The 14,117-nt window shown below is 55.9% G+C and carries 12 protein-coding genes; 8 read left to right on the top strand and 4 right to left on the bottom strand.

Annotated features, from left to right (window positions below; translation table 11 throughout):
• The first annotated feature begins 437 nt into the window (after positions 1-437).
• The 7 genes from Q0336_RS04005 (at position 438) to Q0336_RS03975 (ending at position 6,894) form a co-directional block, all read left to right on the top strand.
• Positions 438-1,793, top strand: coding sequence for a Na(+)-translocating NADH-quinone reductase subunit A (locus Q0336_RS04005; RefSeq protein WP_298525959.1), 1,356 nt, complete (start codon positions 438-440; stop codon positions 1,791-1,793).
• Positions 1,794-1,830: 37 nt separating this feature from the next.
• Positions 1,831-3,036, top strand: a complete 1,206-nt coding sequence (locus Q0336_RS04000; protein ID WP_298525957.1) for an NADH:ubiquinone reductase (Na(+)-transporting) subunit B — start codon at positions 1,831-1,833, stop codon at positions 3,034-3,036.
• A 15-nt stretch (positions 3,037-3,051) separates the two neighbouring features.
• On the top strand, positions 3,052-3,786 hold the full coding sequence (gene nqrC, locus Q0336_RS03995; RefSeq protein WP_298525955.1) for an NADH:ubiquinone reductase (Na(+)-transporting) subunit C: 735 nt from the start codon (positions 3,052-3,054) through the stop codon (positions 3,784-3,786).
• 2 nt (positions 3,787-3,788) lie between these two features.
• Complete coding sequence (gene nqrD / locus Q0336_RS03990) at positions 3,789-4,430, top strand: NADH:ubiquinone reductase (Na(+)-transporting) subunit D (RefSeq protein WP_298525953.1); 642 nt, start codon at positions 3,789-3,791, stop codon at positions 4,428-4,430.
• A 32-nt stretch (positions 4,431-4,462) separates the two neighbouring features.
• Positions 4,463-5,080, top strand: a complete 618-nt coding sequence (nqrE, locus tag Q0336_RS03985; protein ID WP_298525951.1) for an NADH:ubiquinone reductase (Na(+)-transporting) subunit E — start codon at positions 4,463-4,465, stop codon at positions 5,078-5,080.
• An 18-nt stretch (positions 5,081-5,098) separates the two neighbouring features.
• Positions 5,099-6,340, top strand: coding sequence for an NADH:ubiquinone reductase (Na(+)-transporting) subunit F (gene nqrF / locus Q0336_RS03980; protein WP_298525949.1), 1,242 nt, complete (start codon positions 5,099-5,101; stop codon positions 6,338-6,340).
• Positions 6,341-6,639: 299 nt separating this feature from the next.
• Positions 6,640-6,894: a GlsB/YeaQ/YmgE family stress response membrane protein gene (locus Q0336_RS03975; protein ID WP_298525947.1), complete on the top strand. Its 255-nt coding sequence runs from the start codon at positions 6,640-6,642 to the stop codon at positions 6,892-6,894.
• A gap of 253 nt (positions 6,895-7,147) precedes the next feature.
• Here the strand turns inward: Q0336_RS03975 and Q0336_RS03970 are convergent, their stop codons facing one another.
• Both Q0336_RS03970 and Q0336_RS03965 read right to left on the bottom strand, forming a co-directional pair.
• Complete coding sequence (locus tag Q0336_RS03970) at positions 7,148-7,375, bottom strand: hypothetical protein (protein WP_298525945.1); 228 nt, start codon at positions 7,373-7,375, stop codon at positions 7,148-7,150.
• A 374-nt stretch (positions 7,376-7,749) separates the two neighbouring features.
• On the bottom strand, positions 7,750-10,056 hold the full coding sequence (locus Q0336_RS03965; RefSeq protein ID WP_298525943.1) for a hypothetical protein: 2,307 nt from the start codon (positions 10,054-10,056) through the stop codon (positions 7,750-7,752).
• Positions 10,057-10,627: 571 nt separating this feature from the next.
• Between Q0336_RS03965 and Q0336_RS03960 the strand changes: the two genes are divergently transcribed.
• On the top strand, positions 10,628-11,674 hold the full coding sequence (locus Q0336_RS03960; RefSeq protein WP_298525941.1) for a YeiH family protein: 1,047 nt from the start codon (positions 10,628-10,630) through the stop codon (positions 11,672-11,674).
• A 259-nt stretch (positions 11,675-11,933) separates the two neighbouring features.
• Here Q0336_RS03960 and Q0336_RS03955 read toward each other — a convergent pair whose 3' ends face one another.
• Together Q0336_RS03955 and nagA are read right to left on the bottom strand one after the other, a co-directional pair.
• The gene (locus tag Q0336_RS03955; protein ID WP_298525940.1) at positions 11,934-12,761 is read right to left on the bottom strand and encodes a class I SAM-dependent methyltransferase; all 828 of its coding nucleotides are present in this window, start codon (positions 12,759-12,761) and stop codon (positions 11,934-11,936) included.
• Between the two features lie 183 nt (positions 12,762-12,944).
• A complete protein-coding gene (nagA, locus tag Q0336_RS03950; protein WP_298525938.1) occupies positions 12,945-14,114 on the bottom strand; it encodes an N-acetylglucosamine-6-phosphate deacetylase in 1,170 nt (389 codons plus the stop codon).
• Positions 14,115-14,117: the final 3 nt, after the last annotated feature.

Here is a 14,117-nt window from a genome sequence, read left to right as displayed (position 1 = left end):
CTTGCTTAGTCTCCAGCAAAAGCTATGCCAAGATACACATTTTACAGCATCTTTCCTGACCCCGCTCCAGCCCGCTTGTTATGCGGGCTCTGGGAGGGGGTCAAAAAAACCTACTGTAGGTCGTCACAGCGACCCACGGTAGGTCGTCGAGACGACCCACAGTAGGTTTTTCCGACGACCTACCGTAGGTCTCTTTTTGCCTTCTTTGAAGCCTTCCCCCGAGCGGGCTATTTCCCTCCGAAGAGAGTGGCTCGCTCTGTCCTCTGAAGCCCTTCCTCCGAAGGCTCCGCCACCGAGTCGGGGAGCGGTCTCGGGTAAACTAGTCCCTTGTGGGGAGTCCACACCTAATTCCCTACCTTATTATAGGTAGAGTGTGCCAAAGATTATGTACTTTTGTACCCAAATAATTTAACTAAATCAATCATCAATCACGTGTTATGCCGAACATTATCACGATAAAGAAGGGGCTCACACTGAATCTGAAGGGAAAAGCTGAGGAAAACCTGCTCCAAGCAGCTCAGCCAGGCAGCAGCTATGCTGTCGTCCCCGACGATTACATCGGGCTAATCCCTAAAGTGATCGTTCATCCAGGTGACAGAGTGCTCGCAGGGGATACCCTCATGTACCACAAGGCTGTGCCTGAGCTACGCTTCACCTCGCCCGTCAGCGGGGAAGTCATCGCCATCAACCGCGGTGCGAAGCGTAAAGTCCTCAGCGTCGAGGTCCGCCCTGATGCTACGACAGAATACAAGACGTTCGCTACCCAAGGCATCGAGAAGATGCAGCGCTCAGAGGTCCTCGCCCTCCTTCTGGAGAGTGGCATGTTCAGCTTCTTCAAGCAGCGTCCCTACGATCGTCTAGCTAACCCCAACACCGAGCCTCGTGACATCTTCGTCACAGCGAACTTCACCGCTCCACTAGCGCCTAAGTTCGACTACCTCGTACGTGGCCGTGAGGATGAGCTGCAGCTTGCACTCACCGCCCTCACCAAGCTCACTTCGGGTAAGGTGTACATCGGTGTCGGAGCAGGTCAGCTCACTGGTCTGACTGGAGTAGAGCGTGTCGAAGTCCGTGGACCACACCCCGCAGGGCTCGTAGGTGTACTGATCAACCACACCGCTCCCATCAACAAGGAAGAGACCGTCTGGACGCTCAAGGCCAGCGACCTCCTAGTGATCGGTCGCTTCCTCAAGACGGGGAAGGTCGACTTCTCCCGCACCATCGCTCTCACGGGCTCCGAAGCTAAGGAGACGGGTTACCTGCAGGTACTCCCCGGTGCTCGCTTCGACGAAGTCCTCGCTGGTCGCCTAGGTAAGGGCGAAAGACACGAGCGCATCATCGAAGGAGATGTCTTCACCGGCATCAAGGTCGATGAGGAGCACGACCGCATCGGCTTCGGTATCGATCAGATCACGATCATCCCCGAAGGCGACGAAGTACACGAAGTCTTCGGCTGGGCACTCCCCCGACTCAAGGAATATAGCCGCAGCCGCTCCTACTTCTCTTGGCTCATGCCTAAGAGCAAGGAATATGTCCTAGATGCTCGCATCAAGGGTGGTCGTCGTGCCATGATCATGAGTGGCGAATATGACCGTGTCTTCCCCATGGACATCTATCCAGAGTTCCTCCTGAAGAGTATCATCGCCTTCAACATCAACGACATGGAGGCTCGAGGCATCTACGAAGTTGCACCCGAAGACTTCTCCGTCTGCGAATTCGTCGATACCTCCAAGATCCCCCTCCAGCAGATCGTGCGTCAGGGTCTCGATGAGCTATACAAGGAAATGAACTAACAACACGAAGGTTTCACTCATATAAAGGACAAAGACCTTGAACGCTTTAAGAAAACAACTCGATAAGATCAAGCCCGCCTTCATGCCTGGTGGGCGCTTCTCGGCCTTGGAGTCTGTCTTCGATGGCCTGGAGACGTTCCTGTTCGTGCCGAACGCTACGTCTAAGCGTCGTGGTGCACACGTGCACGACGCCATCGACAGCAAGCGCACGATGAGCGTAGTGATCTTCGCCCTCCTGCCTGCACTCCTCTTCGGGATGTACAATGTAGGGCTTCAGCATAACATCGCCCTCGGCCAAGAATCTAGCTTCTGGCCTACCTTCTTCTACGGCTTCCTCTCTGTGCTCCCTCAGATCGTAGTATCCTACGCTGTGGGTCTGGGTATTGAGTTCATCATCGCTCAGCTCAAGCACGAAGAGATCCAGGAGGGCTTCCTCGTCACGGGGATCCTCATCCCTATGATCATCCCCGTAGAGACTCCTCTGTGGATGATCGCCGTAGCTACAGCCTTCGCTGTGGTCTTCGCTAAGGAGGTCTTCGGCGGTACGGGCTACAACGTCTTCAACGTAGCCCTCATCACCCGTGCCTTCCTCTTCTTCTCCTACCCTGCCGCTATGTCTGGCGACAGCGTATGGGTACGCCTCGGCTCGACCTTCGGGCTCGGTGGTGAAGGGAAGGTAGTAGACGGCTTCACCGGTGCTACCCCTCTGGGGCAGATCGCTGGTGGCAACGTCGCTGACATCCACAATACCCTCGGCAATCCGCTCACCGACTGGGATGCCTTCCTTGGCTTCCTCCCTGGCTCCGTCGGCGAAGTATCTACGCTGGCGATCCTCATCGGTGCCTGCATCCTGATCTTCACGGGTATCGCTAGCTACAAGATCATGGTATCGGGTGTCGTCGGTGTCGTCGCTATGGCTTCGCTCTTCAATGCCATCGGTGCTACCCCTGCGATGCAGGTCACAGCGCTCCAGCACATCCTCTATGGTGGCTTCGCCTTCGGTATCGTCTTCATGGCTACCGACCCTGTGACGGCTGCTCGCACAGAGACGGGTAAGTGGATCTATGGCTTCCTCATCGGGGTCATGGTCGTCTTCATCCGCGTCCTCAACGCTGGGTACGCTGAAGGGATGATGCTCGCCATCCTCCTGCTGAACACCTTCGCTCCTCTGATCGACTACATCGTCGTCGAGCGCAATGTCAGCAAGCGTCAGGCTCGTCTCGTCGCTAAGAACAAGAACTAATCCACGCAGCATACGATGAATACCAACAAGAATTCCTACGTGATCATCTACGCTGCCGTGATGGTCATCCTCGCAGCTATCCTGCTGGCTGGTGCGAATATCCTGCTCAAGCCCGCACAGGAAGAGAATGCTAGCATCGACAAGATGGAGCAGATCCTTCGTGCCCTCGGCAAGACTGCTCCCAAGGCAGAGGTCATCTCTACCTACAAGGAGCTCATCAAGCAGGAGCTCCTCGTGAATGCCGAAGGGCAGATCGTCAAGTCCTTCGAAGGTGAAGAGATCGGTAATAGCGAAGCTTTCAACGCAAACACCGAGCTCGACTACAAGCTCATCGCTAAGGGCGAGAAGCGAGACCTCCCCGTCTTCGTCGCTGAAGTCGATGGCAAGAAGCTCTATGTCTTCCCCCTCAATGGTGCAGGGCTCTGGAATAAGATCTGGGGATACCTCGCTGTCGATGCCGCTGACCACTCTACGATCGAGGGTGCAGACTTCGGCAACGCTGGGGAAACACCAGGGCTTGGAGCTGAGATCTCTACGCTTCGCTTCGCTAATCAGTTCAAGGGCAAGCAGCTCTTCCGTGAAGGTGCCTTCACAGGTATAGCCGTAGTCAAGGCAGGGCAGAAGTCCGAGACTCAGGATTATGTCGATGGTATCTCTGGCGGTACCCTCACCAGCAACGGTGTGCACGACATGCTCCACCACAGCCTCGCTCCCTTCCAAAAGTTCCTCGAAACCTCTAATGCTCAGTAGCTATGTCTCTCTGGAATAAAAAGAATAAAGAAACGCTCCTCGGGCCTCTGAGCAAGAATAACCCAATCATGGTACAGATGCTGGGTATCTGCTCGGCACTGGCTGTGACCTCCAAGCTCGAGCCTGCCATCGTGATGGCGCTCTCTGTGACCATCGTTGTCGCCTTCGCCAACGTCGTCATCTCCCTCCTGCGTAAGGGTATCCCTAACCGTATCCGCATCATCGTCCAGCTCGTCGTAGCTGCTACGCTGGTGACGCTGGTCAGCGAAATCCTCAAGGCGTACGCTTATGATGTCAGCAAGCAGCTCTCCGTCTTCGTCGGGCTCATCATCACGAACTGTATCCTCATGGGTCGCCTCGAAGCCTTCGCTCTTGGGAATGGTCCTTGGGAATCCTTCCTTGATGGGCTTGGCAATGGCTTTGGCTATGGTATCGTGCTGATCGCTGTGGGCTTCTTCCGTGAGCTCTTCGGATCAGGTACGCTCCTCGGCTTCCAGATCATCCCTCAGAGCTTCTACGCCACCGATGGGATCCACGGCTACGTCAACAACGGGCTGATGATCCTGCCTCCTATGGCGCTCATCTCGGTAGCGGTACTCATCTGGATCCACCGCTCGTACAACAAGGAGCTACAAGAAAACTAGAATCACCCACGACAAATAAGAACTAACAAAGAATGGATTCATTAGCCTTATTCTTTAGGTCGATCTTCATCGATAACATGATCTTCGCCTACTACCTGGGGATGTGTTCCTTCCTGGCGGTATCGAAGAACGTTAAGACCTCGTTTGGCTTGGGTATTGCGGTCACGTTCATCCTGACCTGCACGCTGCCGATCAACTATCTGCTGGAGACGAAGGTCTTCAAGCAGGGGGCGCTGGATTGGCTCCTAGGAGCTGAAGCAGCAGGTATCGACCTCTCTTTCCTCTCCTTCATCATCTTCATCGCTGTCATCGCGGCCTTCACGCAGCTGGTAGAGATGCTCGTGGAGCGCTTCAGCCCATCGCTGTACGCTTCGCTGGGGATCTTCCTCCCGCTGATCGCTGTGAACTGTGCCATCCTCGGGGGATCGCTCTTCATGCAGCAGCGTGAGTTCCCCACCATCGGCGAAGCTACGATCTACGGCTTTGGCTCGGGGATTGGTTGGATGCTCGCCATCGTCGGTATGGCTGCCATCCGTGAGAAGATCCAGTACTCGGACATCCCCAAGCCTCTGCGTGGCCTTGGGATCACGTTCATCATCACGGCGCTGATGGGTATTGCCTTCCTCAGCTTCTCTGGTGTCAAGATGTAATAGCGAAGACTCTAAGTAATGAATACAACGATTATACTCGTCAGCGTAGCAGTCTTCCTGCTGCTCACGCTAGTGCTTGTCATCGTCCTGCTCGTCGCTAAGGACAAGCTCATTCCTTCGGGCAATGTCAAGCTCACGATCAACGGGGAGAAGGAAGCCGAAGTACCCATCGGAGGTACGCTCCTCAATACGCTGCAGAGCGAAAACATCTACCTCTCCTCGGCTTGTGGAGGTAGCGGATCGTGCGGTCAGTGCCGCTGCCGTGTCGTCGAAGGGGGCGGAGAGATCCTGCCTACGGAGACAGGCTTCTTCTCCCGCAAGGAGCAGAAGGACCACTGGCGTTTGGCTTGCCAGACGAAGGTCAAGGAAGACATGCAGATCATCGTACCTGAGTCGGTCTTCGGCGTGAAGGAATGGGAATGCGAAGTCATCTCCAACCGCAACGTCTCGACCTTCATCAAGGAATTCGTCGTGAAGCTCCCCGAAGGTGAAGTGATGAACTTCCAGAGCGGTAGCTATGCGCAGATCTCCATCCCCAAGTACGACATCAAGTACGCCGACTACGACATCGACGAGAAGTTCCGTGGCGACTGGGATCACTTCGACATGTGGAGCCTGACGTGTAAGAACGACACGGAGACCATCCGTGCTTACTCGATGGCCAACTACCCCGCCGAAGGGAACATCATCACGCTCAACGTACGTATCGCCACGCCTCCTATGGACCGCGCTACGCACAAGTGGCTACCCGTCTCTCCTGGGATCTCCTCCTCGTACATCTTCTCCCTCAAGCCAGGCGACAAGGTACGCATGAGTGGTCCTTACGGGGACTTCCACATCCAGGACACGGATGCTGAGATGCTCTACATCGGTGGTGGCGCTGGTATGGCTCCTCTGCGTGCTCAGATCCTCCACCTCTTCCGCACGCTCCACACGGGCCGTAAGGTCTCTTACTGGTACGGTGCACGAAGCAAGAAGGAGATCTTCTACGAAGAAGACTTCCGTGAGATCGAGAAGCAGTTCCCCAACTTCAGCTTCCACATCGCCCTCTCCGATCCTCAGCCCGAGGACAATTGGACGGGCTACGTGGGCTTCATCCACCAGGTCATCTACGACAACTACCTCAAGGATCACGACGCACCCGAAGACATCGAGTACTACATGTGCGGTCCTGGCCCCATGGCCAACGCCGTGAAGGTGATGCTTGAGAACCTCGGTGTTGAGCGTAGCCAGCTCTTCTTCGACGACTTCGGCGGATAGTCTTCCGCACGGGCTGAGTTCCCTCCTCGGGGGCGAGCCAAGTCAAGACCAAGCCTCCCCACTGCGAGCTCTCAGCTTGCGGTGGGGAGGCTTCTTTTGTAGGGAGGTCGGGCGGGAGTTATAGCAAGGTCGGGGAAGGATTTGTAGGAAAGGCAGGTGAGTTTATAGGAAGGTCAGCGGGGACTTGTAGCGAGGCCTCGGGGGAAGGCTGCGCTCAAAGACGAAGGCACTCTGCCCTTGCCCCCTTGCTTCCCAGCCAATAATCCTTACCTTCGTGGCTGAACTAAATATCAAAGCTTATGAGCGTCATCACAACACTGATCACAGGAGCCATCGCCGGATGGCTCGGTGGGACTATCTACAAGGGGAGCGGCCTAGGGCTTCTCGGGAACATCGTCGTCGGTATTCTCGGAAGTGGCGTGGGAGCGTGGCTTCTTGAAAGGGTATTCAACACCTCCCTCGGCGGAGGCTGGATTGGCTCGATCCTGACCGGAGCTATCGGAGCCATCGTCATTCTGTTCCTAATTAATCTGGTATTCAGACACAAGAAATAAGGGAGCGTTTGGCTTTCTGAAAGGAGTTGGCAGTAGGGCGGGAAGCAACCCCCTCCCTACTGCCAACTTTTTTTGTAGGCAAAGCCCCTCAGCGATCTAGGTGGTCCATCCTTACGGCGTGCCTCGATTGCCTCCCGCTCCGCCCGCAGAAGGCGAGCCCGTTCTCCCCGAAGCGAACCACCCCCTTCGCCTCTCCGTCTTCCCCCTTTCGCCACAGGGATAATGCTAGATTAGTTCTGTCGGAGAAGGGAAACTAATCCTCACTATGAGCCGACCAGAAGAGAAGGAAGCTATCTGATAGGGCTCCCTGCTTCTTCCCTCTTAAGGCATCAACAAACGAGATCACAGCTATGATGGGGATCATCAGCAAGTAGAGTATTGCCAGAAGCATGAACAGCGCCATTACAGCCATATATAGATAGCCTAAGATTTCTACAAGCATTGTCATTCCCTTTTTTAGTTCATCCGCTAAGATACCCATTCCCTATGAATACCTCATCCTTCAATTATCTCTTCGGCATTGACGGCAACTTCTCCGTCAAAGGGAGGAGATGAATTGCAGTGTACTGAACGTTTTTCGCCTTCCCCAGCGGAGGAACTTTTTCTGCCGAAGGAGACTGCTCGCCTTGCCCTTCGCCTCAGTCAAGAGTGCCCTTGGCCTGCCCCCGATGAACGAAGAAGCCCCCGAGTAAGCAGGTCAGCTTACTCGGGGGCTTTTGCTTAGAGGCGAGCCTCAGGAAGGGAAGGCGACGGCCTTCAAAGAGGAAGGCAGCGAGCCTCGAAAAGGGGAGGCGACAGCCTTCGAAGAGGAGGGCGAGGGCCTTCGGAAAGGAAGGCGATGAGCCTTAGGAGGCGCTACTTGATCTCGCAAGCACCACCAGCGCAGGAGACAGCTCCCAGTTCGTCGGCATTGGTGTACTGCTTGCCAGAGAAGTCAACGCTCTTCCAGTCGACGGGCTTGTACGTCTTCTTGAGGACTTCGAAGAGGTGGAGGTTGTTGACGCTCTTGAGCACGTTCACCGCCTTGTAGATGTCGCCACGATAATAGTTGTGGGCGAACTTCTCGATACGGCGAACGATGTCTCGCTTGGCGGCGAGGTTCTCAACCTTGTCCTGCAGCTTGGAGGAAAGGATGCCACGCACGTGTTCACGCTCGAGCTCGGGAGCATCGCCCGCCAGGTGCTTCTGGATGTACTCATCGACCGCATGCTCCGAGACGAAGAGCTGTTCACCACGACCTTGCGCAGACTCACAAGCCTTCCACAGGTCGCCGAAGACTTCGATCGTGTCGACCACAAGCCCCGAAGCGAACATACTACCGACCCCGTACTCACGCAGGATCTCTTCGGCCGAAGAGACCTTGCACATGGGAGCCTGAGGAAGGTCCATGTCGCCGTAGGTCGAGAGGAACGTCACCCCTGCGATGTAGTTCTGATTGTCCCAAACCCAGTCGCAGACGACATCCCACTGGTCGTTGGGTACGTCGACGGTGTTGGAGACGTTGTTCTTGATGGGCGACTCCATGTCGGTCATGCCGGGGATGACCCAGCTCTGCTGTACGAGCTTGACGTACTCGAGGAGCTTGACACCGCTGAGTTCGCTGCGAAGCAGAGTCTCTTCACCTTCCTCGATGGGGAAGAAGATCTTCTTGTCAGTGGCGGGCTTGAAGATATTGGGCTGGACGGCCTTGGGGTTCGCTTCTTCGTAGGCCTTGAGGTTAGGCTCTTCGATGTTGGCTTCCACACTGCGCAGGTAGCGCTTGGCGTAGGCTCCGTGGATACCGGAAGTCATACCAAGAAGGAGGCTCACCGTACCGTCGGGCTTGACACACGTCGTGCGGCTTGCGGGGTTGATGCCGAGGATGCGTGCACACTGGGAGTTCTGCTGGCGCACCTGCATCGCCCCTACTGCGAGGATATCCTTGTTGGTGAGGATTTGGGGATTGTTCATGATCCCGCCGATGGAGACACCGATGAGGGGGTCCGCCTTGATGATGTTGGTCGTCGCAGGGCTTAGGTAAGGGAAGTCCATGTAGGTAGCCTGCACTGTGGCCAGCGTCGAAGCGCAACGACAGATCTTGTAGAACTCCTCTTCCGTCGTGCACTCAAGCCCGTTGATGGAAGCGAGGTTACATACCTGCCAACCCGTATCGCCATTCTTATCCGTGGGGAAGAAGCCGATCTCACAGCAAGGGTTGCACCCTACGCCGAACTTGTCACGCCAATAGAGCCCAGGGTCACCGCTGGTACGCATCGCTTGGAAGAGGGATTCGTAGAGGCTACGATCAACCTCCCCGCGGTTCAGCGCCGCAGACATATTGAAGCGAGCACGCTGGGGGTTCGTCGTGAACCAGTCGCCGTGCTTACAGTTCACCATCTCGCTGTCTTCGGGAGAGAAGAGGATCATCAGCGCCGAGCGACGCACGCCACCCGAGAGGACGGAGTCCGCCAGATGGGCGATGATGTCCGTGCACTGCAGTGCCGAAAGGCGCTTCTGCCCCGCAGCGACAGCTTCCTTCAGGAGGATGCGAATGCGGTCCAGCGCTAGGCGAAGGCCATCAGGACCAGGAGCGATGAAGCGACCAGCAATCTTCGCCCCCTTGGGACGGATCTCCGAATAGTCGAAGACGGGCTTCTTGACTCCAGCTACGAAGTAATACTCTAGGAGACGATGGATCGCATCTGCCCAGCCCTCGATGCTGTCACCGATGACGAAGGCTTCGCTCTCCTCGTTGAGCTCCTCGGCCGTGAGCAGAGGAGGGAGCTTGTCCACGTGAGACTGCTCGACAGAGAGCCCACAGCCGCAGCCGCTCAGAAGGAGCCATTCCGTCTCACGGAAGACTTCGAGGCGGTCGCAGTGCGAGTAGCTACAGTTGTAGGACTTAGCCGAAGACTTCAGTACGGGTTCGCCACCGAACTGCAGGTTACGCTGAGAGCCTACGAACTTCTTCTGCTTATAGTAGTCGATAGCCTCGTTGAACTGGGTCATAAACCACTCGTTCTCTAGGGCTTGGGGCGCAAAACGCTCGAGGTGCGTCAGGTGCATCTGGCGGATGCGCTCGACACTCTCTTCCCAGGTCTCCTTGCGACCTAGATCTTCACGGAAAAGGGAATACTTACTTTGGTAAACGTATTCAGATAAAGCACGTTTGCTCTCTGTCATGATGGGGGAAATGTTGAGGTAATGATAGGAAGCCCTCCAGGAGAGCCCCACTGAAAATGTTGTGCAAAGCTACAATGAAAACCGCAATTTTGCACTATGGTCCTTCCCCCTCTGCACCCCCTCTTTGGGGGTCAACTGAGGACTTCTCGGGGAAGGTAGGGAAGCCCCTTCTCGCTTAGCCACACGCTTAGAGAAGAGACCGAAGAAGCAGAGGAATGACTTATCCACATCCATAGACCGAACAAGCACCCCTAATAGACTTCATCTATTATCCACAAGTCCTCCCTTCGTCCGCCCGCTTCCTCTCCCGCTGAATATCGGGGATGCACACTCCGAGGCAGGGAGCAGTAGCGCCTCAAAAGAGTTTTCAGTAGTACCTCGGGGGAGGCAGCAGTAGTACCTCCCGAGCATCAAAATCGACGAACCCAAGGCGAAGGCTGGGGAAGACGACTGCCTTCGATCGGGGAAGCGAAGCGGGTGCCCTTTCATTCCCCGTCTAGACGAAGTCCATTCGACGGAGAAGCCCTACCTTTGCGGGGTAAAACATACGCTCAACTAAGAGATACACAAGATGAAACCCTTACCTAGAGGATCCGTCTATGGACTGCTCCTCGTAGCTGCGCTGGCGCTCCTAGTCACTGTCCTTGCACAGCTCCCTACCTTCCGCCAACTGAGCCTTAGCCCCATGATCCTCGGTGTCGTCCTCGGGATGATCCTAGCCAATACCGTGCGCTCGAAGTTCCCCGAAAACTGGGATGGCGGGCTGAAGATCGCAAGCAAGCAAATTCTACGTGCTGGGATCGTCTTCTACGGCTTCCGCTTGACGCTCAGCCTCGTCTTCCTCGTGGGGAAGGAAGCGATCCTGATAGATAGCCTCATCGTCCTAGGCACGTTCATCCTCGGGAACTTTCTCGGTCGGCTCCTTGGGCTGGACCAAGATGAGCGCCTCTTGATCTCTTCGGGTTCGGCTATCTGCGGGGCAGCCGCCGTACTCGCCACGGAGCCCGTCGTAGGAGCTAAGCCCCACAAGACGGTCGTCGCTGTCGCCACGGTGGTTCTCTTCGGCACGCTCTCGATGTTCGCCTACCCCCTACTCTACCGCTCGGGGCTACTCGATGCGCTCTCTCCCAAGGGGATAGGTATCTACACGGGAGCTACTGTCCACGAGGTGGCGCATGTCGTCGGCGCTGGGGCTGCGATGAGCCCCGATATAGCGGACACAGCGACCATCACCAAGATGATCCGTGTGATCCTCCTTGCCCCTTCCCTCCTTGCCCTAAGCTATCTCCTCGGCCGAGGGCGAAGGAAGAGCGGCGGAGAAGCTTCGGGGAAGATCCAAGTCCCTTGGTTTGCCTTCTACTTCGTTGGGGTCGTCCTCATCAATTCCCTCCTCTTCACGCTAGCGCAGAACTACAGCTTCGAGAGCCTCTATCGTGAGGTGACGGGCGTGATCGAGAAGCTCGACACCTTCGCTCTGACGATGGCGATGACAGCCATTGGGATGGATGCCACACTGGCGAAGTTCCGTCAGTCGGGTGCTAAGGCCTTCCTCCTAGCCTCGGGGCTCTATATCTGGCTCGTCTTCGGAGGCTATCTGCTGACCCTGCTCCTCGTCTAAAGGCAACATCTGCATAGAAGTTATCCCTCGAAGCTATCCGAAGCAAAGGTGATTTCTCCTAAAGGCCAAACACAAGCCTTCCTTCCCGCCCGCCTCTTGGGCTAAGGTCTCGGTGTCGTCAAGCCAATACCTCTCTTTGGTCGAAGGGAGAGTCTCGTAGAAGAGCGCTCAACGCTCCCTGCAAATCAAATCGCCCCGCTTGTACCCAGAGGATACAAGCGGGGCGATTGGCTAAAAGGCGGAATAAGTACCCGCTACATCAAAGTCGGAAGGTAAAGATCTGCGTGCTCTCCCGCATCTTCTTAGTCAGTTGCATCAAGTGAGCGACCCACCAGACCTCCGCCATCAGATCGACGACCGCCTTCTTCCGCTCAAACTGCGCCTGAGGCAAGAGACGCAGAATATCCTCCTCCGAGTCAATGCCCCCGACGAAGGTCGCCTCCATGTGCTTGAGCGTGTCGTGCATCTTGGATCGCCCTGCCCAGAAGCTACTGAGCGCATCGAAGACCAGCACACAGCGCCCTGCGAAGTAGCGGTGCAGATGCTCAAGCAAAAGCTGGATCTGCTCTAGGGTGAAGTAGGCGAAGACCCCTTCGATCGTGATGAGGACCTGCGTCTCAGGCGTGATCTCACTTGCGATCCGAGCGAGCCAATCCTCCTCCAGCAAGTCCGAGCCTAGAGCCGTAGCGCTCTCCCCCAAGAGCTGCTGACGTAGCTCGATGACATTAGGGAAGTCCACATCGTAGTGGGTAGCGCCGTAGGTCGCCCCAGCTATGCGCTCTCCTCGGGTATCTAGCCCACAGCCAGCATTGACGGTGACGAAGGGCTTGCCTTGGGCATGCAGCTCTCGAGCGTAGCGAATGAGCTCACCGTCCATATAGCCTGCCCGCTTGAGACAGCCGTAGTAACTAGGGCTCTTCTTAGGGGCGAACTTCTTATCGCTATAAGTAATCTCTTCGTAGAGTCTCGCTGCTCGCTCATCGCCGAGGATCGGACGCTTGCTCTTGAGGTCCAGCGCACGCATCGCTAGCGGAATGATCAGGGTCTCTTGGACAGCTCCAAGCCCCTCTAAATTGATTTGTCCCATGGTTTATTCAGTTTCTTGGCCGAAGCCTTACATATATTCGGGACAAAACTAGTACTTCTCCCCAGCCCACTCAATACCTAGAAATGCTGATTTTCACCCCTCAAACCCACCCTCATGGGGATAAACGAAGATGCCCCATGCTCCTAGAGCATGAGGCATCCTTATCTTAGGGGTAAGCTGAGACTAAGCCCAGTATTCTTCGCCACGGACGACACGTCCACGGTGCATGACGAAGTGCAGGTGAAGATCTTCGTCGAGGAAGAGGATATCGGCATCACGACCTTCTTCTAGGCTTCCCTTGGTATCTTGGATACCCATGATGCGGGCAGGTGTGTACGAAGCCATATATACAGCGTCGATCAGAGGGATGTTCGCCTTCTGCACCGCCGTACGGATCAGTAGGTCCATCGTAGCGATACTCCCTGCTAGTGCCGAGCGGTCAGAGAGCTTGCAGACTCCATCCTCTACGATCGCATGCCCCGTAGGATCCTTGAAGTCCACCGTGCCCGTATAGAGCAGGGCATCGGTCGTGAGCGCCATGTGTTCGCGCCCCTTCACGGCATAAGCCAGATGCACCATCACGGGAGGTACGTGGATGCCATCACAGATGACTTCGATGTCGAAGTCGGGCATATCGAGGATCGTCTCTACGGCACCAGGCACCTTGTAGATACCGACCTTGTGAGAGACCTTCATCGCATTGTAGAAGTGCGTCCCTAGCGTATAGCCATGCTCCCAAGCAGCCTTGACATCCTTGTCATTCGCTTCGGTGTGCGCCAGAGCTACGACGACACCACGCTCCTTGACATAGCGGCCGAACTCCAGCGTCCCTTCTATCTCGGGTGCCGCGTCCCAACGCTTGATGATGCCCATGCCACGATCCATGATCTTGGTGTATTCCTCTGGGCGAGCCGGACGAATGAGCTCGGGTAGCTGTGCCCCAGCCATCTTTACGGAGAAGTAGGGACCTTCGAGGTGAAGACCTTCGACGGTAGACTCTTCGTCCTTCATCAGGACCTCCGTACATTCGATCCCCTTCATGATGGTCTCGTAGCTGGAGGTAGAGAGTGTAGGGAAGATCGTCGTCGTCCCATGCTGCAAGTGATAATCAGAGGCGGTGCGGAAGGCTTCGACCGTGCCGTCCATGTAGTCTGCCCCTGCAGCCCCGTGGACGTGGGTCTCAATCCCACCAGGGATGATGTAGGAGCCTCGGGCATCGATCTTACGAGCTCCTTCGATCGGAAGGTCCGTATTCAGGACAGCCTTGATCTTCTTGCCCTCGACGAGGACAGAGCCTCCATCGATCCAACCAGAGGGTGTATAGATACGCCCCCCTACTATCTGTGTGTACATATG

Origin of the sequence: uncultured Porphyromonas sp. (genome assembly GCF_938039215.1) — a bacterium.
Lineage (GTDB): Bacteria > Bacteroidota > Bacteroidia > Bacteroidales > Porphyromonadaceae > Porphyromonas.
The sequence above is the reverse complement of the archived record's forward strand: the minus strand, read 5'-3'. Positions and strand labels throughout refer to the sequence as shown.